At 27.0% G+C, this 23556-nt stretch carries 16 protein-coding genes and 4 pseudogenes; 7 read left to right on the top strand and 13 right to left on the bottom strand.

The annotated features are described in order from the left end of the window. Window positions 1-3: 3 nt before the first annotated feature. From ACWUD1_RS00430 to ACWUD1_RS00410, 5 genes are all read left to right on the top strand, one after another. The gene (locus tag ACWUD1_RS00430; RefSeq protein ID WP_472756625.1) at window positions 4-1833 is read left to right on the top strand and encodes a V-type ATP synthase subunit I; all 1830 of its coding nucleotides are present in this window, start codon (window positions 4-6) and stop codon (window positions 1831-1833) included. A gap of 14 nt (window positions 1834-1847) precedes the next feature. Further along, complete coding sequence (locus ACWUD1_RS00425; protein ID WP_472756624.1) at window positions 1848-2282, top strand: V-type ATP synthase subunit K; 435 nt, start codon at window positions 1848-1850, stop codon at window positions 2280-2282. Window positions 2283-2350: 68 nt separating this feature from the next. Beyond that, window positions 2351-3325 carry a tetratricopeptide repeat protein gene (locus ACWUD1_RS00420; RefSeq protein WP_472756901.1) on the top strand — a complete coding sequence of 325 codons (975 nt, stop codon included), beginning with the start codon at window positions 2351-2353 and terminating at the stop codon, window positions 3323-3325. A 55-nt stretch (window positions 3326-3380) separates the two neighbouring features. Next, window positions 3381-5186 (top strand): translation elongation factor 4, encoded by a 1806-nt coding sequence (gene lepA, locus ACWUD1_RS00415; RefSeq protein ID WP_472756623.1) that lies wholly within the window; start codon window positions 3381-3383, stop codon window positions 5184-5186. Between the two features lie 195 nt (window positions 5187-5381). Beyond that, window positions 5382-6332 (top strand): L-lactate dehydrogenase, encoded by a 951-nt coding sequence (locus ACWUD1_RS00410; RefSeq protein WP_472756622.1) that lies wholly within the window; start codon window positions 5382-5384, stop codon window positions 6330-6332. Window positions 6333-6357: 25 nt separating this feature from the next. Here the strand turns inward: ACWUD1_RS00410 and ACWUD1_RS00405 are convergent. The 3 genes and pseudogenes from ACWUD1_RS00405 to ACWUD1_RS00395 all read right to left on the bottom strand — a co-directional run bounded on the left by ACWUD1_RS00405 (window position 6358) and on the right by ACWUD1_RS00395 (window position 9772). After that, window positions 6358-7895 (bottom strand): annotated as a pseudogene (locus tag ACWUD1_RS00405) (YifB family Mg chelatase-like AAA ATPase). A gap of 21 nt (window positions 7896-7916) precedes the next feature. Then, the gene (locus ACWUD1_RS00400; protein WP_472756621.1) at window positions 7917-8321 is read right to left on the bottom strand and encodes an iron-sulfur cluster assembly scaffold protein; all 405 of its coding nucleotides are present in this window, start codon (window positions 8319-8321) and stop codon (window positions 7917-7919) included. A gap of 188 nt (window positions 8322-8509) precedes the next feature. Then, window positions 8510-9772 (bottom strand): cysteine desulfurase, encoded by a 1263-nt coding sequence (locus tag ACWUD1_RS00395; RefSeq protein WP_472756620.1) that lies wholly within the window; start codon window positions 9770-9772, stop codon window positions 8510-8512. A gap of 168 nt (window positions 9773-9940) precedes the next feature. On the opposite strand from ACWUD1_RS00395, the gene ACWUD1_RS00390 reads away from it, so the two are divergent. Further along, window positions 9941-10258 (top strand): hypothetical protein, encoded by a 318-nt coding sequence (locus tag ACWUD1_RS00390; protein WP_472756619.1) that lies wholly within the window; start codon window positions 9941-9943, stop codon window positions 10256-10258. After that, the gene (locus ACWUD1_RS00385; RefSeq protein WP_472756618.1) at window positions 10251-11546 is read left to right on the top strand and encodes a hypothetical protein; all 1296 of its coding nucleotides are present in this window, start codon (window positions 10251-10253) and stop codon (window positions 11544-11546) included. Before ACWUD1_RS00390 ends, ACWUD1_RS00385 begins: the two co-directional genes overlap by 8 nt. A 54-nt stretch (window positions 11547-11600) precedes the next feature. Here ACWUD1_RS00385 and ACWUD1_RS00380 read toward each other — a convergent pair whose 3' ends face one another. From ACWUD1_RS00380 to ACWUD1_RS00335, 10 genes and pseudogenes are all read right to left on the bottom strand, one after another. Further along, window positions 11601-12851, bottom strand: a complete 1251-nt coding sequence (locus tag ACWUD1_RS00380) for an ABC transporter permease (RefSeq protein ID WP_472756900.1) — start codon at window positions 12849-12851, stop codon at window positions 11601-11603. A 4-nt stretch (window positions 12852-12855) separates the two neighbouring features. Then, complete coding sequence (locus ACWUD1_RS00375; protein WP_472756617.1) at window positions 12856-13536, bottom strand: ABC transporter ATP-binding protein; 681 nt, start codon at window positions 13534-13536, stop codon at window positions 12856-12858. Then, window positions 13537-14784, bottom strand: a complete 1248-nt coding sequence (locus ACWUD1_RS00370; RefSeq protein ID WP_472756899.1) for an ABC transporter permease — start codon at window positions 14782-14784, stop codon at window positions 13537-13539. It abuts the gene before it with no gap. Continuing rightward, window positions 14771-15835, bottom strand: a complete 1065-nt coding sequence (locus ACWUD1_RS00365; RefSeq protein ID WP_472756616.1) for a hypothetical protein — start codon at window positions 15833-15835, stop codon at window positions 14771-14773. The genes ACWUD1_RS00370 and ACWUD1_RS00365 overlap by 14 nt, the downstream gene beginning before the upstream one ends. Before the next feature lie 2 nt (window positions 15836-15837). Next, window positions 15838-16683 carry a signal recognition particle-docking protein FtsY gene (gene ftsY / locus ACWUD1_RS00360; RefSeq protein WP_472756615.1) on the bottom strand — a complete coding sequence of 282 codons (846 nt, stop codon included), beginning with the start codon at window positions 16681-16683 and terminating at the stop codon, window positions 15838-15840. Between the two features lie 51 nt (window positions 16684-16734). After that, a pseudogene (locus tag ACWUD1_RS00355) lies at window positions 16735-18149 on the bottom strand (hypothetical protein). Then, a protein-coding gene (prfB, locus tag ACWUD1_RS00350; protein ID WP_472756614.1) for a peptide chain release factor 2 occupies window positions 18131-19208 on the bottom strand; the annotation gives its coding sequence in 2 pieces (ribosomal slippage) (window positions 18131-19154 and window positions 19153-19208; 1080 coding nt in all). Before prfB ends, ACWUD1_RS00355 begins: the two are co-directional and overlap by 19 nt. Continuing rightward, window positions 19205-19777 carry a hypothetical protein gene (locus tag ACWUD1_RS00345; RefSeq protein ID WP_472756613.1) on the bottom strand — a complete coding sequence of 191 codons (573 nt, stop codon included), beginning with the start codon at window positions 19775-19777 and terminating at the stop codon, window positions 19205-19207. Before ACWUD1_RS00345 ends, prfB begins: the two co-directional genes overlap by 4 nt. After that, window positions 19774-22081, bottom strand: a pseudogene (locus ACWUD1_RS00340) (RnfABCDGE type electron transport complex subunit D). The gene ACWUD1_RS00345 and the pseudogene ACWUD1_RS00340 overlap by 4 nt, the downstream one beginning before the upstream one ends. Next, window positions 22081-23546, bottom strand: a pseudogene (locus ACWUD1_RS00335) (hypothetical protein). The pseudogenes ACWUD1_RS00340 and ACWUD1_RS00335 overlap by 1 nt, the downstream one beginning before the upstream one ends. Between the last annotated feature and the right edge of the window lie 10 nt (window positions 23547-23556).

Genomic DNA, 23556 nt, shown 5'->3' with positions numbered 1-23556 from the left:
GTCATGATTGTCAAAATGAATAAGGTTTTAATTTTAACTGTTCTCAAGTATCAAAGGGAATCGCTTGAGGTTTTAAGAGAATTAGGAGTTGTTCATATTAATTTTTGCAATAAGATTTCAGAATCTTTAGAAAAAGTTATAGAGGAGAGAAGAATTTTATCTCAGGCTTTGTCTTTACTTGGAGATGACTCTGAAGTAAAAATTTTAAGCTCTTCAAATGAACATTTTTTAAATATTGCAGAGAATATAATTAATTTAGGTTCTGAAATTAAAGATTTAAAAGATATGCAACAGTCATTGATTCATAAGAGAGATATTATATCTTGTTGGGGATATTTTTCTCTTGACTTGGTTAATCAATTGAAAGAAAGTAATATTTATGTTCAATTTTTTAGGTCTGGGATTAGTGAATATAAAAAATTATTGACATTGCCTGAAATTAAAGTTGCTCTTATTAATAATTATAGGGGTAAGGCTTATTTCGTAGCTGTTAATGAGTCTAAGCAGACACTAGATACAGCAGAGGAATGTGAATTTGAATTTGACCTTGATTTTATTGAGAATAAGTTAAGAGTTATTAGTGAAATTTTAGATCAAAAATTAACAAAATTATCGGTTTTGAGTAAATATAGGGATTTTTTAAGAGACAAAATAAAAGAGTATGATCAAATTATTGAATTTGAGCAAGTTATGGTTGACATGAATGTAGAGTGTGATAATTTTGTGTATATTACAGGATTTGTTCCAGAAGATAAACAACAAGATCTTAAAAATGCGACTCTTACGGGTAATTTTGTAGTACAATTTTCAGAACCAGAAAGTGATGTTATGGTGCCAACTTATATAAAGAGAAGGGGAATTGCTAAACTTGCTAAGCCTATTTTTGATACCTTAGATGTGATACCTGGGTATAAAGAAAGGGATGTTAGTGGAATTTTTATGTTATTTTTCTTTGTATTTTTTGGCATGATAATTGGTGATGCAGCTTATGGAGTATTATTTTTAATAATAGGTATTATTCTCAGTTTAAATAGTTTAATTAAAGGTAAGTCTTTAACGTCTATGCATGCTTTAGTACTTTATTTAAGTGTGTCAGCAATAATATACGGGTCGATGACTGGTACTTGGTTTGGTAGTAGTTCTTTTGTTCTTAATTTATTTCCTATTTTAAAGTCTTTGAAACTTGAATATTTGACGGGAAAGAGTGGTATGCAAAATATTATGTTTATATGTTTTACGATAGGTGTTTTGCAAGTATCATTAGCCCATATGTGGAATTTTATTAAGAAAGTGAAGGAAAAACCCCATATACATTCAATTGCTCAAATTGGTTGGCTTATTGTAATTCTTGGGCTTTATTATCTTGTACTCAATTTAATACTTGGAAAAGAAAAATTTCCTATGAACAATATCATTCTTAATATGATATATGTTGGGATTGTTTTTGTATTTATTTTTGAGAGGCAGGATGGTTCGAATTTCTTTATATGTATATTAAAGAGTCTTGGGGGAATAATAGAGCAATTTTTAGCTACTGTTTCAGGATTTGCAGACATAATATCTTACATTAGGCTTTTTGCTGTTGGACTTGCAGGACTTGCAATTTCAGATAGTTTTAATAATATGTCAGCATCTTTATTAAAATCATCTAATATTGGACTTATAATAAGTGGTATTATTGTGATATTATTTGGACATATTTTGAATATAACGTTATCTTTATTATCTGTTATTGTTCATGGAGTAAGACTTAATATGCTTGAATTTTCAAACCATTTGGGTCAAGAGTGGAATGGCTATTCTTATAGGCCTTTTAGAAAAATTAAAGATTAGATAAGGAGAGAATTATGGATATAGGTTTAATAGGAGTTAATTTAGCTTTAGCAATATCTGCAATAGGTTCAGCATTGGGTATGGGCGCTGCAGGGAGTGCTGCTATTGGAGCATGGAAGAGATGTTATATGCAGGGTAAACCAGCTCCTTTCTTATTGATTGTTTTTGTGTCGGCGCCATTAACACAAATAATATATGGCTATATTTTGATGAATACTTTAGCAGAGGTAATGACACAGGCTAATCCTTGGTTATTGCTAGGTGCTGGTCTTGGTGGTGGTCTTGCGATATGTATTTCTGCTTTTTCACAAGGTGTAGCTGCAGCAGGGGCTTGTGATTCTTTTGCTGAGACTGGAAAGGGGTTTGCGACCAATCTATTGATTTTAGGTTTAATAGAATCTGTTGCTCTTTTTGTTATGGTGTTCTTGATGATATTTAAATTTGTTTAAATTTATAATAATTGTAAGAATTCAGATATTAAATTTTCTCGCAATTTGTGAGAAAATTTAATATATTTATGGATATGTTAAGATCTTTTTTACTCCTTTTGATTTTTAGTTTTATTTCCAATTTAAATTCATCGAATTTCATAAACATGAAGGAATTTCCATATTGGATTTTACTTGAAAAAGGACGACAACTTATTTATTCTAAGGAAGGGTTTGTTAAATCTAATCTTACTGATGCAATAAGTTATTTACAGGAAGCTTTGCTTCGCAAAGGGATATGTCCAGAGGCTAATTATTATTTGTCAATTGCTTATGGAATGATTGGTAATTTTTTGCTTGAGAAATTGTATCTTCAGAAGGCTTTAGAAGATAGAGATTATTTATTAGATAAGTCGTTTGAAAAGAATATACTTTTTTCCTTGGCAAAAATAGCTGAGGTTGAAGATAATTATGTTGATATGATTGATTATTTAAATGAAATTTTAAGTAAATTCTCAAGTGATGATGATTATTATAATGATCATTATATAGTTCAAAAATATGGGGATAATTTAGATAATAAATTTAATATGTCGTTTTATTTACATTCTTATTTAAAACAGGTACGAGGAACTTCTGGTTTAGATTTTACTTTTAATCTTTATAGATTTAAAAATTATAATATTATCGACACCCATCAATTATTATCAAAAGTATATTTAAAGACAGGTGCTTATGGGCTTGCAATTACTCATGGACTTGTAGCTGCAGTTGGTATTTTGACCAGAATTTATGACTATGTTGGTTATTATGAACCTTTTTATGAGTTTAAAAATTTAAGATCTTTTGTTCAAAAAATAAATGGATATAAAGATATTAAAGTTAGTTTTGAGTCTACAGATTTTTGGGAAATAATGTACAACATTGCTTTTGCTACTTATATTTATGATTCTCATAAACACAAATTAAGAGCTATAGATACTTTGAAGTTAATAGTTGATCTTGCTCCGAAGGCTTCTCCTTATATTTTAAAATCAAAGATCCAATCAAAAGTTTTTTATTGAATAAAAACGTAAATTAGTATTATTATTATTTTTAATAACCTGAATTTATGGAGGTTTGAAAATTAGTTCTTATAAAAAAAATTTTTGTATTATTGCACATATTGATCATGGTAAATCAACTTTAGCAGATAGATTTATTCAAAAAGCTAAAATAATCTCTGATAGTGAATTTAAAAGTCAGATTCTTGATAGTATGGATATTGAACGAGAGAGGGGAATTACAATTAAGAGTCAAGCAGTTACTATTGATTATAAGTGTAGTGATGGCAATACTTATGAACTTAATTTTGTAGATACTCCAGGGCATGTTGATTTCTCTTATGAGGTTTCAAGAGCGATTTCATCTTGTGAAGGAGCACTTTTACTCATTGACGCAAGCCAAGGCATAGAAGCCCAGACTGTTTCAAATTTTTATATGGCATTTGAACATAATCTTGAAATCATTCCTGTTATTAATAAAATAGATCTACCAAATGCAAATATTGATTTTGTAAGAAAGCAAATAGAAAATGATTTAGGATTAGATTCAAATATTGCCGTTCCAATATCTGCTAAAAATGGCATAGGGATTGATGAGTTGCTTGAGGCTATTTGTAAATATGTTCCTTCTCCTAAGGGAAGCATTAAAGATCCATTAAAAGCTTTAATTTTTGATTCGCATTATGATTCTTATCGTGGTGTAATTGTGCATTTTAGAATTTTTGAAGGGCATATCAAAACTGGAGACAAGATTAAATTGATGCATGCGGATAGGGAATATTTGGTAGAAGAGATTGGAATTTTTAAAATTATTCTTGAAAGAAAAGATATTTTAGAAGCAGGTGATGTCGGTTATTTTATTGCGGGAATAAAAAATATATCAGATGTTAAGATCGGAGATACTGTAACTCTTGTTGATGATCCAGCAAGTGAACCTCTTGAGGGATTTAAGGAAGTTAAGCCTGTAGTGTTTTCTTCCATTTATCCAGTTGATGCTAATCAATACGACGATCTTTTAAAAGCAATGGATAGACTTAAATTGAATGATGCGTCACTTACCTTTGAAAAAGATGCCTCTGCTGCTCTTGGTCATGGATTTAAGTGTGGATTTTTGGGTCTTTTGCATTTAGAGGTGATTCAGGAAAGGATTGAGCGTGAATTTGATCTTAATGTGATATTAACGTCACCATCAGTTCGTTATAAAATTATTCCCAAAAATGGAAATCCTTATTTTATTGAAAGTCCTGAACAATTTTCTGGTAATGAAAATATTGAAGCTGCACTTGAACCTTACATTAGGGCTAATATTATTGTGCCTACTGAATTTTTGGGAAATGTAATGAGTGTTTGCCTACTGAAAAGAGGAGTGCAAGAAAACTTGATTTATCTTGATACAAAGCGTGTTGAAGTTATCTATAAAATGCCACTTGCTGAAATACTTTTTGATTTTTACGATAAGATTAAATCTGTAAGCCGTGGATATGCTTCCTTTGATTATACTTTGTTAGGATATGAAGAGACAGATTTAGTTAAGTTAGACATTCTAGTTAATGGAGATAGAGTTGATGCTTTATCCCAGTTAGTTTTTAAGAATATTGCAAGATCAAAGGCTTTAAATATTTGCAAAAAATTAAAAGATGAGATCTCAAGACAACAATTTAAAGTAGCTATTCAAGGAGCTATTGGTTCAAATATTATTGCTCGTGAGACAATTTCGCCTGTTAGAAAAGATGTTACTGCTAAATGTTATGGAGGTGATATTACTCGGAAAAGAAAGCTTTTAGAAAAGCAAAAAGAAGGAAAAAAACGACTTAAGATGATAGGAAATATTGAAATACCACAAAGTGCATTTCTTGCTATTCTTAAATCGGATGATAATTAATTTATGATTCAACAAATACGTTACTTGTTGAATCATGTCGATTGATCTATATATAGTGTTTTATTAATGGAGTCTGTTAAACAGCTTGTCAAATATTTATTCTTATTAAAATGATGATCGAATGGTTTTAAAGTAGTATAAACTGTTATAAAATGATTGCATAGTAATTAAATAATTTTATGTGGAGAAAATAATATGCTTAAACGTAATAAGGTTGTTCTTGTTGGGGCTGGCGGTGTTGGTTCAAGTTTTGCTTATGCTTTAACAATAGATAACTCGCTTGTTCATGAGCTTGTAATTATTGATGTGGCTCAAGATAAAGCTAAGGGTGAAGTCATGGATTTAAATCATGGCCAGATGTTCTTAGAGAAAAATATTAGAATAGTATTTGGTAATTATGATGATTGTTCTGATGCAGATATTGTTGTAATTACTGCCGGACTTAACCAAAAGCCAGGTGAGACAAGACTTGATTTGGTTGACAAAAATACTAAAATATTTAAAGCAATTATAACTAGTGTTGTTTCAAGTGGATTTAATGGCATTTTTGTGATTGCAAGTAATCCTGTTGATATTATGACTTATGTAACAATGAAGTATTCTAAGTTTCCAACTTATAAGGTTATTGGGACAGGAACGACACTTGATACCTCAAGACTTAGATATTTTTTGGCAGAGCGTCTTAATGTTAATACTCAAAATATACACTCATATATTATGGGTGAACATGGGGATAGTTCTTTTGCTACTTGGGATGAAACTAAAATAGCTATGAAATCTTTGTCAGAATATATTGATGAAGGTAAAATCAGTGAAGCTGAACTTGATGGACTTCATAGGAATGTTGTTAATGCTGCTTATGAGGTAATTAAATTAAAGGGTGCGACTTATTATGCTATTGGCCTTGGAATTAAAAGGATTGTTAATGCGATAATTAGTGACCAAAATCTTATTTTACCGATATCTTCATATATTAGTGGCCAATATGGTGATTCTGTCAGGGATATTTATATCGGTGCACCATCTGTAGTCTGCAAAGATGGTGTAAAAGAGGTCCTTGATTTTAAGATAAGCGATAGAGAACTTGCAAAATTCAAGGCTTCTGCTGAACAATTGAAAAGTTATATTAATAAAATAGAGTTTTAATTCTATGCCCCGAATGGGGCTTTTTTTAGTCTTCTAACAGGTTTTCCCCATGCTTTCTATGTTCAATTGCTTCTAGTAATGCTTCTCTTGAAATATGGTCTTCTTTTTTAAGTCCGCAATTGTTCTTGATAGTTTTAAGATTGAATGAGTAGCTCGTGATGATATGTTAAGTTTATTTAGTATATAAATCATTTCATCTTGTAGTATTTTGTCTAGCTCGCAAAATATTGCGATGTGTTCTGGTTTAAGATCAGAATTTTTATGAATATTGTCAATATTCGCATATCTTTGATTTTGTGTATTTCGTGCTTGTATTATTCTTGCTTTTATCTTACTTGAGTCTTCATTATTATTTTGGAATAATTTTTCATTGTTTACAGGCTTTACTGGTACTCTGATATCAATTCTATCAAGCATTGCTGCTCCAAGTTTTTTCCAATAATTTGAAACTTCTTGTTGAGAACAAAAACATTCTGTGTCGGCCTTTCCAAGATTGCCACAGGGACAGGGATTTGTAGAAAGCATTAACTGAAAATTGGCTGGATATTTAAATGATTTTGAACTTGCTCTTACGATTGAGATCATCTTATCTTCTATTGGTTCTCTGAGTGATTGTAATATTGATTTTTGAAATTCTAAAGCTTCATCTAGGAATAAAATACCATTATGAGCAAGTGATACTTCACCAGGAAGTGCATTGGGTCCACCTCCAATGATTCCTTCTTTGCTTGCAGTTTGATGAGGTTGTCTAAATGGTCTTTGTCTTATTATTTTTGTATCTATTAATTTTCCAGCAACTGACCAAATTCTATTTGTTTCAATAATTTCTTTATTTGTGAGCGGAGGTAGTATTGATTGTACACATTTGATGCTGAGAGTTTTTCCACTTCCAGGAGGACCAAATATCATAATGTTATGTCCTCCAGCAACTGCTATTTCCAGTGCTCTTTTAATTTTGTGTTGGCCTTTGATATTTTTGAAATCGTATTCAAATTTTTCTTCATTATCGTCTATTTTGAGATTAATCATTCTGGATTGTGTTGGAAACATGTTGTTATTAAGATGTCCTATAATTTCTAAGGCTTCTTTTAAAGTTTTGACCCCCCAGATATTGAGATTATCCACTAAGAGAGCTTCTTCTAAATTATCAAAAGGTATTATTATACATTTAATGCCTCTTTCTTTTGCAAGTGAAATGGCAGGTAATACTCCTTTGATTGCTCTTATTTTGCCGTCTAATTGTAATTCTCCTAGCATTAGAACATCTAAGTCTAAGTTATTATTTTGATTTTCTTTTGTGGATATAATGCTTGTTGCAATTGAAAGATCAAGTGCTGTTCCAATTTTTTTGATACCAGCTGGTGCGAGATTTATTAAAACTCTGTCTTTTGGAAAAATAAATTTTGAATTTTTAATGGCTGCTTTTACTCTTTCTCTTGATTCTTTAATTTCACTTCCAGCTAGACCAACAATATCAATTCCTGATATTCCTTTTTTAATATCTACTTCGATTTCAATTAGTTCACCTTCATATCCTATTGATGAGTGAGAGTATATTTTCATATAATTCTCCTAAATTAAAAGTTATTTGATAGTATTTAAGATTTCTTTTAGAGCTTTGTATGGTAGCATGAAGCAATCTTTTCTATTTGTGTATAAAAAGCTTTCAAAGGTTTTAAGATTGTTATCAATTTCTTTTAAGTTTTCAAAATTTTTATTGATTATTTTTGTTGTGAGTTCTAGTATTGCTTTTTTAGATTTATTATCGCATATTTTAGTTAAGGTGTAAGCACTTGCTAGAAGCACAATGCATCCATTTGCATTGTATTTTAGTCTAATTTGTTCGTCGATTGCATTGATGTGAAAGATTATTGTGTCTCCACATTTTGATTGACAATATTTTAAATTTTGATTTTTATCTGTTTTAAAATAATACTTTCTTATTTTACTAAGTCTGATTAATTCTTTTTTTATTTCTTCTGAAAGCATGTTTCAATTTTAAGAGGTTTGCTTAATTAAATCAATAACAATGTTTATTAATTTAATTAAAGTAAATTAAAGTTCTGTATGCCATTAATTAGTAAATCTAGCACATAATTTTTAATATTATTGATCAAATATAATCTTTATTTAAGATTTTTAATTGATATTAGATATTAAAAATTTAAAAAATAGATTTACTGAAATTCTTTTATTGTTTTCTTTAGACAGGATATAAAAGTATCAATTTCATCTTTTGTATTATATAGGTAAAAGCTTATCCGTAATAAATGATCTTTTTTTATTCTTTCTGATAGGAATGCAAGATAAGCGCAAGTTTTTCCAGCTCTGGTTGCAATGCCCATTGTATCAAGATATGTTTCAATATCATGTGAGTGGATATCTTTTATTGTAAATGAGATTATTGATTTTCGTTTGATATTTTGGTTTAGAATGAATTCAACTTCATCAATTTCTTTTAGTTTTGCAACACAATATTCAATCAGTTCTTTGTCATGTTCTTGAATAAATTCCATTGAAAGATTGTTAATATATTCTATTGCTTTTCCAAGACCAATAATTCCTGCAATATTTGGTGTACCTGGTTCAAATTTATTTGGCGAATCAAGGGTTTTAAAGTTAAGATTGCCATTTGTTATTGAAATATTGTCTATGGCATTACCGCCTAATTTAGAACTGTTAAGTTTATGTATGATTTTATCTGATATGTATAAAACCCCTATTCCTGTTGGAGCAAGCATTTTGTGTCCTGAGAATACTAGAAAATCACAGTTTATTTTCTTTATATCTATGTTCATATGTGGTGCCATTTGAGCCGCGTCTATAAATAGTATAATTTTATTATCTCTAGCAATCTTGCCAATTGTTTCTAAGTCTTGTAGAGTTCCTAATATATTGTTTATACCAGATATGGCAATAATTTTTGTTTTTTCTGTGATTAACTTTTGTATTTGTTCTGGTTGAATGATTCCCATTTCATTAAATTTTGCAAGTTTAATTTTTAAGTTTAAATATTTGGCAATATTGATCCAAGGAAGTAAATTGCTATTATGTTCAAGTGTTGTTGTGATGATTTCATCATTTTCTTTTAAAAGCTTTGAAAAGAGTAATGAATTTGCTACTGTGTTTGTTCCATCTGTAGTTCCAGAATTAAATATTATATTTCTATAAGACTCTGCATTAATAAATTTTTTAATAATTTTTCTTATTTCTTCTATTTTTAGACTGGATTCTAAGGCAAGTTTATGTCCACTTCTGTGAATATTTGCATTGTATTTTGAGTAATATTCAACTACAGATGAAATTACAATTTGTGGTTTTTGGGAAGTTGCAGCATTATCAAAATAAATAATTTTTTTGTCATTAATAGTTTGATTTAAAATAGGAAAGTCTTTTCTTAAGAGTTTTGTCTTTTCATCGATGTCTTTTATGAAATTCATATATTTATTGCTCTTTATTTTTATGTAACAATTTTAATTGTAAAAATTATACCATCATTTTTGATTTTATTTTCATGTAGAATTTTTATTCTTGTGCTTTGATGAAATCAATTTGTGTTCTAAGAGGCTTTGATATTTTGAAGGTATGTTTATGTTATAATTCGTTTTATGAAAGAGATAATTTATAGGTTTGAAAAAGCAGAAGATTATAAATTAGTGCCTATTAATAATGTTTATGGTAGTGTCACTAATACTGGAGAGATTTTTTGCGATCTTGTTTTTGAATCTACAGAGATTCCTGAAGAGATTGTTTATACTAAGACCAAAGAGGGTGTTTTAGAAGAGATTTCTGGAGAACTTAAAGGCTCTAAAGAGAAGATAATTTTAATAAACTCTTTTGTTGGCATTTCTATTACAAAAGACACTGCTAAAAATATTGCTTATTGGCTTTTAAAGAAGGTTGATGAATTAGAAGATAATGAGTAAGACTTCTGATGATAGAATTAAACTTTATTTATCTAAACTTGCTAAGTATAAAAATAAGACTTTAAGAGAAAAAAATATAAAAGAGATTATTGAGCTATCAGATATTTCTGATGCTGATATTGAAAGTATGGAAAAGCGCTTCTCTAAAATATATGATAGAGTGTTACAATTAGAGCGAATGGGAGAATTGCAAGATTCTTTAAGCGAACTTGAGGCTGTATATTTATATTCTTTGCATAATAAATTTATTTTTAATTCATTTTTTAATCTTTATAAAAGAATTGTAAAGAGGATAGATAGTAAAGAAATAAATAAAAAATTTATGCATGTAAGTTTACAGGCTCGAGAATTTGGAATTGCAAGTGGGATTAATATAGGAGATTATTATAATAAAACTGATAATAGGTTAAAACACAAAACATTAATATTATTGTTAGGTTTTATATTCATAGCTATTATTACATTTATTACATATAAGGTCATTATGAACTCTTTTATCGGTGGGTATCAAGAGTTTGGAGGTTTGGTAGGAAATAGTCAAAGTGCTAAGATTCAAGGTTTGCCTTCAATTACAAGGGCATCTGATTTGATAGTTGAGTCTGCTAATCTTGTTGCAAGTCCTTATAGTTTATATCATGTTGAAATTGAAGATGCAAAAGTATTAGTTTTTGAGGATTCATATGCTTATCAGTTAAGGGCAGGTGTTATTGCATCTAAAGAGCCCATCAAAAAAATTTCTTATGGCATTACTGTTTATGATGATTTAGGAAAACCAATTTTCAATAAAGTTTTTGAAAAAAAGAGTGATTTTGCTAGTAAGTGGCATAAAGGTGTATATGTTCCAATTGATTTTGTACATATTGTTTCTGAAGAGCTTGATGGACATCCGAAGAAAATGGTTCTTGATATTCGTTTAATTGAATTTTTTAAAGGAGTTGATAATTTTTCTAGTGTTAATTTAGAGACAAATTTTTCAATGTTGGATTTTAAATATCTTGGAAGTTATTTTAATGAAACTTTTGGCATTTATGAAGCTCATTCTTTAATAGAGGTTTACAATAATTCAAAGGATGATATTAAATATTTAGAGATTGAAGTGGCATATGTTGCTAAGAATAGTCAGATTATTAAATCTTTAAAACGACAATTAATATCTGAGGTTAATTCTTTTCTTAAACCTCATTCTAGGCATAGTTTTTCATTAAAAACTATTTTCCCAAAAGAGATTTATCCAAACATTAGAGAAGAGTTGTCTTCTATTAAGATTGTGAATGTATCTTTAAGATAGTATTTTTATTTATAAGAATTATAGGAAGATTAATATTTGTCTATATTATTATATTTATAATATTTCTTTTTCTTTAAACTTTGAAATAATGTTGAGAGGAATAAGCGTTGTTGCAATACTTATAGATGTATAAGATAAGAGAATCATTAAGCTAAATTTAGTACTTATTTTAATGTTAAATTCAGAGATATAATAATCAGAATTTAGGATAGCTGTACTATTACTTCCAAATATTTTTAAAGTCATATTAATAATAATATCTATTATATTGATTAAGTGTTCTATATTCATGGTTATGTAATTACCAATTATTATGCCTACTATGCAAGATATCACACTTAGCGCAAGTGCTATTAATATAAATATTAGTTTCAAGCTTAAGTTATTCATTCCGATTGATTTCAATATTGCAATTTTCTTTTTGTTTTCAAGTATTAACATACAAAGAGATGAAGATATATTAATACTTGCAAATATTACAATGAAGGCCATAATAAAAATTAAAAATTTTTTGCTGATATCTAGATTCATATATTTGTTTATATAAAGTTCATAAAATGTTTTTATTTTATATTCTTGAAATTCATTTTCAATGTTTAGCTTTAGTTTGTTAATTTCTTCTTTGGTATTAGGTTTAATTGAAAGTCCAATTATGCTTTTAGAAAATTTTTCTGACATTATATTTGAGTCTTGTAGTGAGATGAGAACTAAATTTTTATCAACTTCCATTAAGCCTGTTTCAATGATTCCAGCTACATTAAATTTTTTTGCTCTGGGAAATACCTCTTGATATTTGTTATTTGGTACAATTATGTAAATTGATTCATTGATGTTTAAGTTAAGTTTATCTTTGATTTGTTTTGATATTAGGATTTCATTTTTGTTAATGTTTTTTTTGCCGTCTATTAATTTTATGTGTTTATGATCATTAATAAACTTATTCTCTACGGCTCTGATTAACGCACCCTGTTTTTTGTTATTGCCAATAATTCCATAGGTTCTTCTTTCAAAAAAGTATTTGAGTTGATTATATTGAGATTTTTGTTTAAATTTTTCTAATCTAGATTTAAGATTGATATCTTGTTGAATCTCATTATACTCAATTTGTACAGAAAACCCTTCGTTTTCAATGTATTTATCTATTGTGGAATTCATTATGTTGTTTGCCATATAGTAAACAATAATTAAAGGTGTCATAACTAGACTTAAGGATATTCCAGAACCAATGAGTGCTTTTTTATTTTTTGAATTTATAAATATTACGTATGCTATTTTGATGAGTTCTTTGATGTTTGGTCGCATTATAGTCTCATATCCTCTTTAACGTCTTTTCTTTAAGTTCATATTTAACATCTGCTTTGCTTGAGAAGGCGGGATTATGACTAACTAAAATTAAGGTTTTGTGAAATGTTTTTGTTGTTTCTATTAATAGGGATTCTACTGTTCTAGCAGTGTTAATATCTAAATTACCAGTAGGTTCATCGCATAAGATTATGTTTGGTTCGTTTATTAAGGCTCTTGCTATTGCGGTTCGTTGTGATTCTCCACCTGAGAGTTCTGAAGGATAATGTTCTGCTCTTGTATCTATTTCTAGTATTCTCATTAAACGTAAAGCTTTGTTATATATTGTTTCTAAGTTATCTTTTCCTTCAATGATTTTAGGTAAAATAATATTTTCCAATACACTAAATTCATCAATTAAATTGTGATTTTGAAATACAAGTCCTATTTTTTTGTTTTTATATAGACTTAAGGTTTTCTCATTTGCATTTTTTAAAGATATTCCGCATGAGATTATATCACCCAAATCCATTTTATCAATTCCTGATATAATATTAAAAAGTGTTGATTTTCCACATCCACTTTTACCTTGAATTGATATAAAATCTCCTTCTTTTACGTTTAGACTTAAGTTTTCTAGGACTTTTATTTTTGTTTTGTTTTTAGTGTATGTTTTATGTATTCCTTTTATGCACAGTATGTTTTTCATTTATGATGCCCCGTTGATTTTATTTAAGTATTTGATCTTTTTTGTTACCTTTAAGCTTGAGTGTATTGTAAACAGGCAAGCAAAGAATAGTGTTAATATTAAATCACTTAAAAATATTTTAGGTGTAATTGTATTTTTGACTATTTTGATTTCTATGTTTGTCAGTTTTGATTTTAATATATAATTAATAATATTAATTATACTGTTTATTAGAATATCAATTGTATTTAGAATTTCATTTATATTTGAAGATATTGCGATCCCTGCAATTAGCCCAATAATACTACCAAGAATGCAGATTATTCCTGAGTGTATTAAGAAAATTTTTCTAATTTTTCTAGATTGGAGACCTAAGGCTAAAATTATTGAAATTGATTTACTTTTATTTATTAAGATTCTTTTTTGGAAATAGTATGTGTTGACAGCAATGATAAGAAAGATACTTGTTAAAACAATTAACATTGTATTTCTTTCTATTTTTAGTGCTTTATATAATTCCTTATTATATTCATTCCAGAATTTGAATTGAATGTTTGGATTAATGTTTTTTATTTCATTTATTAATTTTGTACTGGGATATAAGTTTTGAGTTTTTATTTGATAATTGATATCTGAATCTTTGATGATTTGTTTTTTTAAAAAGTAGCTAATATTCATAAATATTGTGGATTCATTGATTTTCGCATAATTGCTCTTAAAGATGGCCTTTATTTTAAATGATTTGACTTTATTTGTTAATTTTTGTAAATTTTGTATTTCATCACTTAATATTAATCCTATTGCATCACCTTCAGATAGACCTAAATTATATGAGAGTACATCTCCTATTATAATTTCATCATCTCTAAGGTCCAATTCATGTTGTTTAAGACTTGTTAGTGAGATAAAGTTTTGATCTTTTATAATATCTTTTGTGTCAAGCGCAATGATATTTAAGACTTTTGGATAGTAATAGTCTTCGATTCCAATTCCTTGTGTTTCATAAATTTTATTTATTTGAATTATTTCTTTAATTTTATTAAGAGCATTAAGTTCTTGATTGTTTAATTTGCTTTCAATTTTTAAATTTCCACTCGCCAGAGTGGAAATACTTAAGAAAAAGTCATGTTGAAATCCATTCATTATTGATATTGTGATAATGATAATGATTTGTCCAAGTGCTATACTTAAAATGATCACAATTGTAAGCGATAAGCTATTTCTTTCATCTAATATTAGTCTTTTCAATAAGAGTTTATTTAATCCCATTTTCATCTTTTGTAATATCTTTAATATTTTTCTTTATTTCTGCAATGATTTCATCATTTTTATATTTTACTTTAAATATAGGATTCCCATTATAATATATTTCTTGTGTATATTCATTGTCATTGAAGTAATCAGTTTTTAATAAAATTAAGTCATTTTCATAAATTATTTTTGATTTTAATTTATTGTCAGAATAGTAATCATATGTTATTTTAGTATTATGTTCTTTTTTATTTCTTTTTATAGTTATATTTTCAAATATAACGTTTCCAAATTCATTGTATTCAAAATCGCTGGTCTTTATTATTTCATTATTTTTATATACTTGCTTTTTGATTAGGTTATGCCCTTGATATTTTGATATAGTTTTAATCTCACCTTCTTCTGCGGTATTAATTACTTCGTCATTTTCTAGATATTTATTTTTTTCTTTAGCTTTTATTTTGTCATTGTCTAATGTTATGCTTTTTAAATATCTTTTTTGATCGTCATACTGTATTACTTTTGTTCTGGATTTTTTCATGTCAAAATATGTTGAACTTATGTCCCCATTGATGTCATAGTTCCAAACTTGAAATTCTGAGCCCGTTATTTTCAAAAGCTTACCATTAGTGTCTTTTATGTAGTGTAGTGTTTTTGGTTTTTGATCTAAAATTTTGATTTCTTTGTAACTTAGATTATTATTTTTATAAAAATAATCTACAGATTCAAGTATGGTTCCTTTAGGACTATATTGTATTTCTTGTATTTTATTGTTCAGATTGTCATAAATTTCTTCTCTTGTTTTAATGCCTTCTGCATTATAAAATGTTAATTTTTTTTTATTGTCTTCCATTACTTCCTGTGTTTTGTATTTTAGCAGTTGTAAATCTTTAAAAAGACTAAACTTTTCAATTTTGTTAATTTCTGTATACTCAATATAAAAACCTGTTTGTGGAATCTCATTTATTTCTTGGTATTTATTGAAAAATACATCAGATATAAAATATCTTTGCCCATAGGCGTTTGGTATTATTAATATTAGAAACAAGATTACTATCTTTTTTGTCATGGTCATAGTAGTTTATTTAAGTAATCATCAGTGTTAAATTCTTTGATGTGTTCTACTTGTTCTCCAAATGTAAAAAAATATATTGGTTTTTTAAATAATTTTGAGATGTTTATTATGCCACCTGCTCTAGATGACGAGTCAAATTTTGTGGCTATTATTCCGTCGATTTCTATTGCTTGATTAAATATTTCTGTTTGATTATTTACATTTTTTCCAGAAATAGAATCTATTACTAGTATCTTTTTGTAGTTAATATCTGTTTCCATGATTTGTTTTTTAATTACACCATCCATTTTTTGAAGTTCTTTAATTAAGTTTTCTTTATTTTGGAGTCTTCCTGCTGTGTCAATTATTAGTATATCGTATTTTTTTGTCTTTGCACTTGCAATACTATCAAATATTACTGCTGCTGCATCGCTTCCTTGGTTTTGAGATATGACTTTAATGCCAATTTTTTCACTCTGTGTCTTGATTTGCTCAATTGCTGCTGCTCTGAATGTATCTGCTGCAGATATTAATACTTTTTTACCTTCATTTTTAAATTTATTTGCAAGCTTTATGATGCTTGAGGTTTTTCCAACTCCATTTACCCCAACTATTAATAAAATATTTAAATTTTTATTGTTTAAATTAAGATGTTGTTGATTTATATAACTTTTCAAAAACTCTTTGAGTTTTAAAAGGATTGCTTCTTCATCTTTATCTTTAATTTTTTTTATGCGTTCTGTTATTTCAATTACTATATTATTTTTAATATCTGCTTCTAAGAGAATATCTTCTATATTTTGAAATATTTGTACCTTTTCTTTGTTCTTGAATAATTTTTTTATTTTATCGAAAATACTCACAAACTTTATTCTCCTACTTTTTATTTTTTACTAAATGAATTTTATAATAATCTATTCACCTTTGCTTGCTTCTTGAATATATTTTACCAAATGAATTATTAATGGTATAAAACTCCCAATAGAAAATGTTATACCTGTACCAAGTAAGAATGTTGTAATCATGTGTTCTGATTTTGCATTGTATAAATCTTTGGGTGTTATCCTATGTTTAGCTATATTCCTTAAAGCTATGTTATAAAGTTCTGCCGCTTCATTGTATTTTATTATGGTAAAGGCAGTGCCTATTAAACTTAGTGAAAAGACCCCTAGGTTAGTGTAGAATAGGTCTCTTTTGAGAATGAGCTCGTTTTTATTGTCTTTGAGCATTTCTACATTAATTTCTTTATCGTCTTTATTTATGATTTTAAACATGTTTTTATATCCTTTAGCTTGCAATAAAACAGATTCTGTAACTTCAGGCTCTTCAATTTCAATTGGTGTTTCTCCTATGAATATTCCCTTTTTGAATACTTTGGATGTTACGTTACTTGTAATTAATATTTTTTTTGCATTTGTTTTTTGTAATTTGACATCTAAGTTAATTGTATCCCCATTTTTAACCTTTATTTTTACTCTGTAGGGTTTATAAGTTGCGCTTGTGATATTAATGTCAATTTCCTTGTTTGAAAGTTCAGAAATATCCCATGTATCATTGTTATATATCCCTTTTGATACGAGTTCTTCATTGATATATATTTTAGCATCTAAGTTATTAATGATATTAATTCTAATTTTAATAAATTCTCTTCCTAGTATTTCTTCAAAGCTAAGTTCTGCTATTTTATTTGCAATATCATCAACGGATGATGATAATCTAAAAATTTCTTTTTTAGTTTTAATCCCTTGGGGAGTGATATTATTAATTTCAACTACATAATGTTTTTCTACTTTTTTTAAATTTATGTAGTTGATAAAAAATAATTTTTGACTTAGGAGAAATTCCGTATTCAAATTTGATAAATGTGTTTTTTCTATGTTCATTTTATTTTTATATTGTGCTTTTATCTTTTTTAAATTCATAAGATATTCCTCAAGTTTTTTTTGTTTAATTTTAATTGTTTCAATTTCTTTTTTAGATCATTAATTTTAATTTCGGTTTTAACTTCTTCTCTTGAACTTATTTTATTTTCAAGTTTTTTTTTATCCATATTTTCTTTTAGTCTGCTTAGCTCTTGTTCTTTATCTAGTATATTTTGGTGTATGTAAATTCGCCTTATAAAATCTTTGTCATTGTTATTGATGATATGTTCATTTATTGTTTTGTAAATTTTATCTAATATTTGTTCGATACCTTCTTTAATATTTTTATTTTCATCTTGCGTATTAATGATATAAGAAAAGCCATACTCAATATTACTTTGAGGATATATTAGTTCTATTGTTAAGATTAAAAATAATGTTGTTATGATTAACTTAAATTTTTCCATTTTAGATATTCTTCTATAAAGTTATCAATGTTTCCATCCATAACAGAGATAATATTTGGATTTTCAAATTTAGTTCTGTGATCTTTTACTAGGGTATAAGGCTGAAAAATGTAAGATCTTATTTGATTCCCCCAAGATATATCTCTTTTTGCTTCTTGTTTAGATTTATTTTTTTGTTGTTCTAATGCTTTGTAGTGTTCATAAAGTCTTGATTTTAATACTTTCATTGCTAGTTCTTTATTTCTGTGTTGGCTTCTATCAGTTTGAGATTGAGTTACTAGGCCTGTTTGAAGGTGAGTAATTCTAACGGCTGATGATGTTTTATTGACATGTTGGCCTCCTGCTCCTGAAGCTCTGTATGTGTCAACCCTAATATCTTCTGGTTTAATTATTATTTCAATTTTATCATCGATTACAGGATCAACAAAAACAGATGCAAAAGATGTGTGTCTTTTTTTTGCAGCATCAAAAGGAGAAATTCTTACGAGACGATGTATTCCCACTTCACTTTGTAAAAATCCGTAAGCATATTTTCCTTTTATTTCAATTGTAACAGATTTAATGCCACCTTCAGCTTCAAGTAAGTCTATGAGTTCTGTTTTGTATCCACGTTTCTCAGAATATCTTAAGTATATTCTATATAGCATACTAACCCAATCACAAGCTTCTGTGCCACCTGCTCCTGAATGGATTGTCAGAAATGCATCATTTATATCAATATCTTCTTTGAAATAAGATAATACAAGAAGATTCTTATATTCCTCGCTTAGTTTATTAATGTCTTCGTTTAATAGTAATATGTCTTTTTCGCTTTCTACGATTTCACAAAGTTCGATTAAGTCTTGGAGTTTGCATATTAAATTTTCCCAAGGTGTAATTTTAGCTTTTAAAATATTTTGCTTTTTAAGAACTTCTTGCGCTTTTTTATTATCATTCCAAAAATTTTTGTTATTTATTTGTTTTTCATATTCTTCAATCTGTATTTTGATTTTATCGCTGTCAAAGCTTCCTCCAATCATTTTTAATTTGTTTTAAAAGTTCGTTTATTTTTTCTTTCATGATATACTCTCGCTGTTATTTATTAATATAATTATATTTGGAATTAAAGATAAAATGAACATTATAAAAAAATATACTGTTTCATTAACCAGCAATTTTGATGTTGTTCTTTTTTCAAAGTTTCTTTTTATTAGTATTGTCAATGTGAGAGCTATTAAGATACCAAGTGCAGATAGGATGAGTATTGTGATTCCTTCTAAAAAACTATGACTCTTGTCTAGAGCAAAAAATGTGACTCCAATTAAACTACTATTGGATAGTAAAAAATCGTTTGAATATTTTGATTTATTGTTGTAAGCAATTGAGATATTGTTTAATATTTTTAATATTAAAGTTAGTATATAGATTAATATTATATATATAATTGGTATTATAAATAAGAGGTTATATTCTGATAGTATTTTGTAGATATTAAAAATACATGAATAAATTACAAAGGCCGTTATTATGATAATTAAATATTTTTTTGCTAATGTTTTATTATCTTTGATTCTGATATCTTCAATTCCGATAAAGTTTATTAATAACAAGTTATTTATTAACAAATACATTATTAAATTATTTTTCATAATTTTATGATTTCTTCTCCATTTTCGTTTTTATGTTCTATTACTTTTGCCCTGTTCATACTTAAGTGATACATTATTTTCTTGATGTGAAATGTTAAACTGTATTTTTTAATTAATGCTGAACTTATCTGTAATATGAAAATAGCTATTACAATTGATAAAGTTTCCAGTGGAATATGACTTAATATTATAAAATATGCTGAAGATAATGTAAGTCCATAAAGTATTTGTTCAAATTTAAAGTGAGGCGCTATTTGTAATTCTGTACCCATTGTGAATACTAAGATCATTGGAATTGGTGACATTATGAGAGTTAACATATCAAAGCTAATATAGCTGTAAAGACCAAGACTTTTTAGTGTATAGGCAATTAGCAGTAGACTTATATAAAAGGATAATGGTATTAACTTATACAATATGAATTTGCCTAGAATAAATGAAAAACCAATGTAAATGAGAATAGGTGATAGATATTTTTCATTTTGCAGCCCAAACAGTTTTTCAATATGAAATCTTGATGTCATTATGTTTAGATGAAACAATATTTTATCATTTATGAATTTTTCAATTGTATCAACATATTTATTTTCATGTCTTTTGAGTTTTTTTAAGCTTCCTAAATTTTGAATAGTTGAATTTTGATTAATTGTTTTATTCCAGGTAGGAATTATGCCTTCTTGTTTTGAGAGTTCTTTAGGGTATGCTTGTTTGAAGCTTGATGGGAAATTGAGTAATAAAAACACAAACGAAATTAATATGGGATTTACAAGGATTTTATCAAGTTTTGAGAAATAAAAAAATACTAAAAAAGTAAAGATTAGTGCCATTATTTTTAATATGATGGATAAACTTAAAGGTAAAATGATATTGATCATTAATGCATTATATATAAAGAAAGGGAGATATTTCTGTTTGGGTTTTATCATTATTGGAATATATAGGCATAGACTTACAAGTGTTAGTATTAAGGTGTCAGTTAAAAATTTTGTATTGTTTGTAAAGGAAAATATTAGACTAGGCATTAAAGCTAAGATAATAGTTAAATATATATCTTTTAAGTTATTTTCAGTGTATATTGGTTCATTATGAAAACCCAAATTTAAGATTTTTTCTTTTATTTCTTTTTTGACTTTATTTATTTCATCTTCTATTTCAGATTCAGTGTATTGTAGATGTTTAAATTGTTTATTTGCAAGATTGCCTTTGCCCTTAATTTTTGACAGAATAAGCTCTTCCATGCATAATGGTGAAAAGCTAGGAGTTTTAAAGATTTAATCTTACTAAATAACGATTCTTTTTTTAAGATTGTTATGCTGTATATATCTCTTGTTATGGGTAAATTCAAGTTATCTATTTTCATTTTGTTTATTGGATTATTTAAAAATATATTGTATTTTTTCATATCAATATTTTCATTTATGATTTGTTGTATCGATGTTCCAATTTTGACTTTAATTATTTTGCTTTGTATTTTTTTATTGCCGTTTATAGTGATAAATTTTTCTTTGTAAGGGGAATTTGTCTTTAGTGTGCTACCCACGTTATAGAGATCTTCAACATTTGTCAAGAGTATGTTTTTATTTGGATTTATGTTGTTTTTTGTATGTTCCTCATTGTATAAAAAATGCATTATTATTTCGTGATTTGAATATGGATATGAAATATTGGGAATTAATTTAATTTTTAATCTTTTGTCTTTAAAGATATTTATATGCCCAAGTTCCTTTTTTAAGTTATAATTATTCACTATTATTAATATTTCTTTAAATTTAAATATCTTATCGATTGTTTTGAATCCATAGATAATTTTATCTAATTTTTCTTTTATTAATATTTCTGAGATATTTGTGAATGCATCTTTTCCGTTTAGCAACAACAGCATTTTATCTATTTTTTTACATTTACTAACATATTGAAATAAGGAATGTTCATTAAACCAGGGAATTCCTAGTCGAATTAACTTTTCCAGTGTTTTTTCTCTTGATTCTTCTTCAATTACGAGTTCTTGTTCATTATTGATTCTTCCATGGAATCTATTAATGCTGATTTCAACTGATGCCCATTTGGCAGATTGGCTGTGTATACTTTTTCTATTGTTCCAGATATCGGAGCATATATGTATAGTTCTGCACTTTTATTTTTTGATAGTATTTGTCCTTCTCCAATTCTTTGGTTTTCAATAATATATATTGTTGATTTTGAATTTTCTGTTTCTAGTGGAATTAAAACGCATTCAGGTATTTGAATTTCATCTATATTGACTTTATGGTGTTTTTTTATTTTTGACACTTCTGAGTTGAGCATTAGATATTTCCTCTAATATATTTTTTGTAACTTTTTTCATTCATATTTAAGAGAATTGTAAACCTTATCGCTTTAAATAGGAATAGCAATAAGAAAAATGGCAATGATAGCATAAATAAAATTTTAAAATTATTTTTATTGACTGTAATATTTTTTGATGTTTCTTTATATATTAAGATTGGATTTCCATTGTCTAAGAATAGTCCTGCAATTTCTTTATTAAGATTTTTGGATATAAATTCTTTGTCTACTTTGTATATAGTTTTTGGATTGATAGTGATTTTATTGTTTTTTATTTCAAAATAATCTTCTTTGATATTTGTGTTGATCTTTCCATATTCAGACGTAATTTTATATTTGAGTTCGTTCTGGTAATGTATGTGATACATGTAACCTACGATGTTTGGAAGCTCTTCATTGTGTCCCACTATTAAGTAAATGTTATTGGGATTTAAGTAATCAAAATAGTTCAGTTTTTTGCTATAAAGATAATTAAAATTTTTATAAGAATTTAATATATTCTGTGCATAAAAAAATGGCATTAATGAGGCTATAAATAGCACTATATGTATGAGTAGTTTAGATTTTATGATTTTTGTTTCTTGTTTTTTTTCTTTTATTTCAATTAAGGATAAAAATGTGTATTTAAATTTACTTTCAGTTTTTATCCAAGTGAATATCAAAAAAATACAGAGTGTTGATATTGCTACAAAAATAATTAGAATTGCTTCAAGATTAGTGGTTAAAAAATTAAAGATTAGAGTAAAATACAATATTATAAATATAAATAAAAATACTGGAATTTTGATTTTCTTAATTAATACTTCAAAACTGATATCTTTTAGGTATATTTTATTGTAATTTTTATTGAAATTATCAATTAATGTGAATAATAGATAAGAGAGTATGGTTAGGGGATAAAAATATAATATCTCATCGCTAAATATGAATATTATACATGAACTTATTAGAAAGAGTATTATAAAAGGGGCATATTTGATGTTTAGTATCAATAAAAGCGTTATGATTATTATGAATGTTATGATCGAAAAATATTGAATTTTAAGTTTATAACTCAAGGAATGCATTTCTGCTTCAATATTTTGATCTTGCTTTAATTTTCTAAGATCGCTACTGCTAAATGACGATTCTACATAGAGTATTTTTTTGTTTTCTAAGTTAAAGAGGTTAGGCAGTTTTTTTAAAAAAAGATTTTTCTAAGATCATGATCATTAAGGTCAACTAATTTATCTATTGTGATTTCTTTGAAGTTGGGGAAATCTAATATGTTTACTTTTGTTGTATATTCAGATATTGTTTTATATCCTAATGAATTTATGTAATCATTTGCAGATTTTAAATCTTTTTCTTCTTTGAAGTATATTGGTTTATAGTCTCCAAATTTTGCCATGTTGCATGAAATTAACAATAATACTGATATATGTGAAAACTTTAGTAAATTCATTTTTCCCTTT

This window comes from Borrelia tillae, from assembly GCF_055693965.1.
This window is presented reverse-complemented; position numbering and strand designations above follow the sequence as displayed.

Excerpts from the sequence above, each read along its gene's own strand:
- ACWUD1_RS00430 (WP_472756625.1), top strand. The coding sequence starts at position 4 with ATGATTGTCAAAATGAATAAGGTTTTAATTTTAACTGTTCTCAAGTAT.
- ACWUD1_RS00425 (WP_472756624.1), top strand. The coding sequence starts at position 1,848 with ATGGATATAGGTTTAATAGGAGTTAATTTAGCTTTAGCAATATCTGCA.
- ACWUD1_RS00420 (WP_472756901.1), top strand. The coding sequence starts at position 2,351 with ATGGATATGTTAAGATCTTTTTTACTCCTTTTGATTTTTAGTTTTATT.
- ACWUD1_RS00410 (WP_472756622.1), top strand. The coding sequence starts at position 5,382 with ATGCTTAAACGTAATAAGGTTGTTCTTGTTGGGGCTGGCGGTGTTGGT.
- ACWUD1_RS00400 (WP_472756621.1), bottom strand. The coding sequence starts at position 8,321 with ATGCTTTCAGAAGAAATAAAAAAAGAATTAATCAGACTTAGTAAAATA.
- ACWUD1_RS00395 (WP_472756620.1), bottom strand. The coding sequence starts at position 9,772 with ATGAATTTCATAAAAGACATCGATGAAAAGACAAAACTCTTAAGAAAA.
- ACWUD1_RS00390 (WP_472756619.1), top strand. The coding sequence starts at position 9,941 with ATGAAAGAGATAATTTATAGGTTTGAAAAAGCAGAAGATTATAAATTA.
- ACWUD1_RS00385 (WP_472756618.1), top strand. The coding sequence starts at position 10,251 with ATGAGTAAGACTTCTGATGATAGAATTAAACTTTATTTATCTAAACTT.
- ACWUD1_RS00375 (WP_472756617.1), bottom strand. The coding sequence starts at position 13,536 with ATGAAAAACATACTGTGCATAAAAGGAATACATAAAACATACACTAAA.
- ACWUD1_RS00370 (WP_472756899.1), bottom strand. The coding sequence starts at position 14,784 with ATGGGATTAAATAAACTCTTATTGAAAAGACTAATATTAGATGAAAGA.
- ACWUD1_RS00365 (WP_472756616.1), bottom strand. The coding sequence starts at position 15,835 with ATGACAAAAAAGATAGTAATCTTGTTTCTAATATTAATAATACCAAAC.
- ACWUD1_RS00345 (WP_472756613.1), bottom strand. The coding sequence starts at position 19,777 with ATGAAAAATAATTTAATAATGTATTTGTTAATAAATAACTTGTTATTA.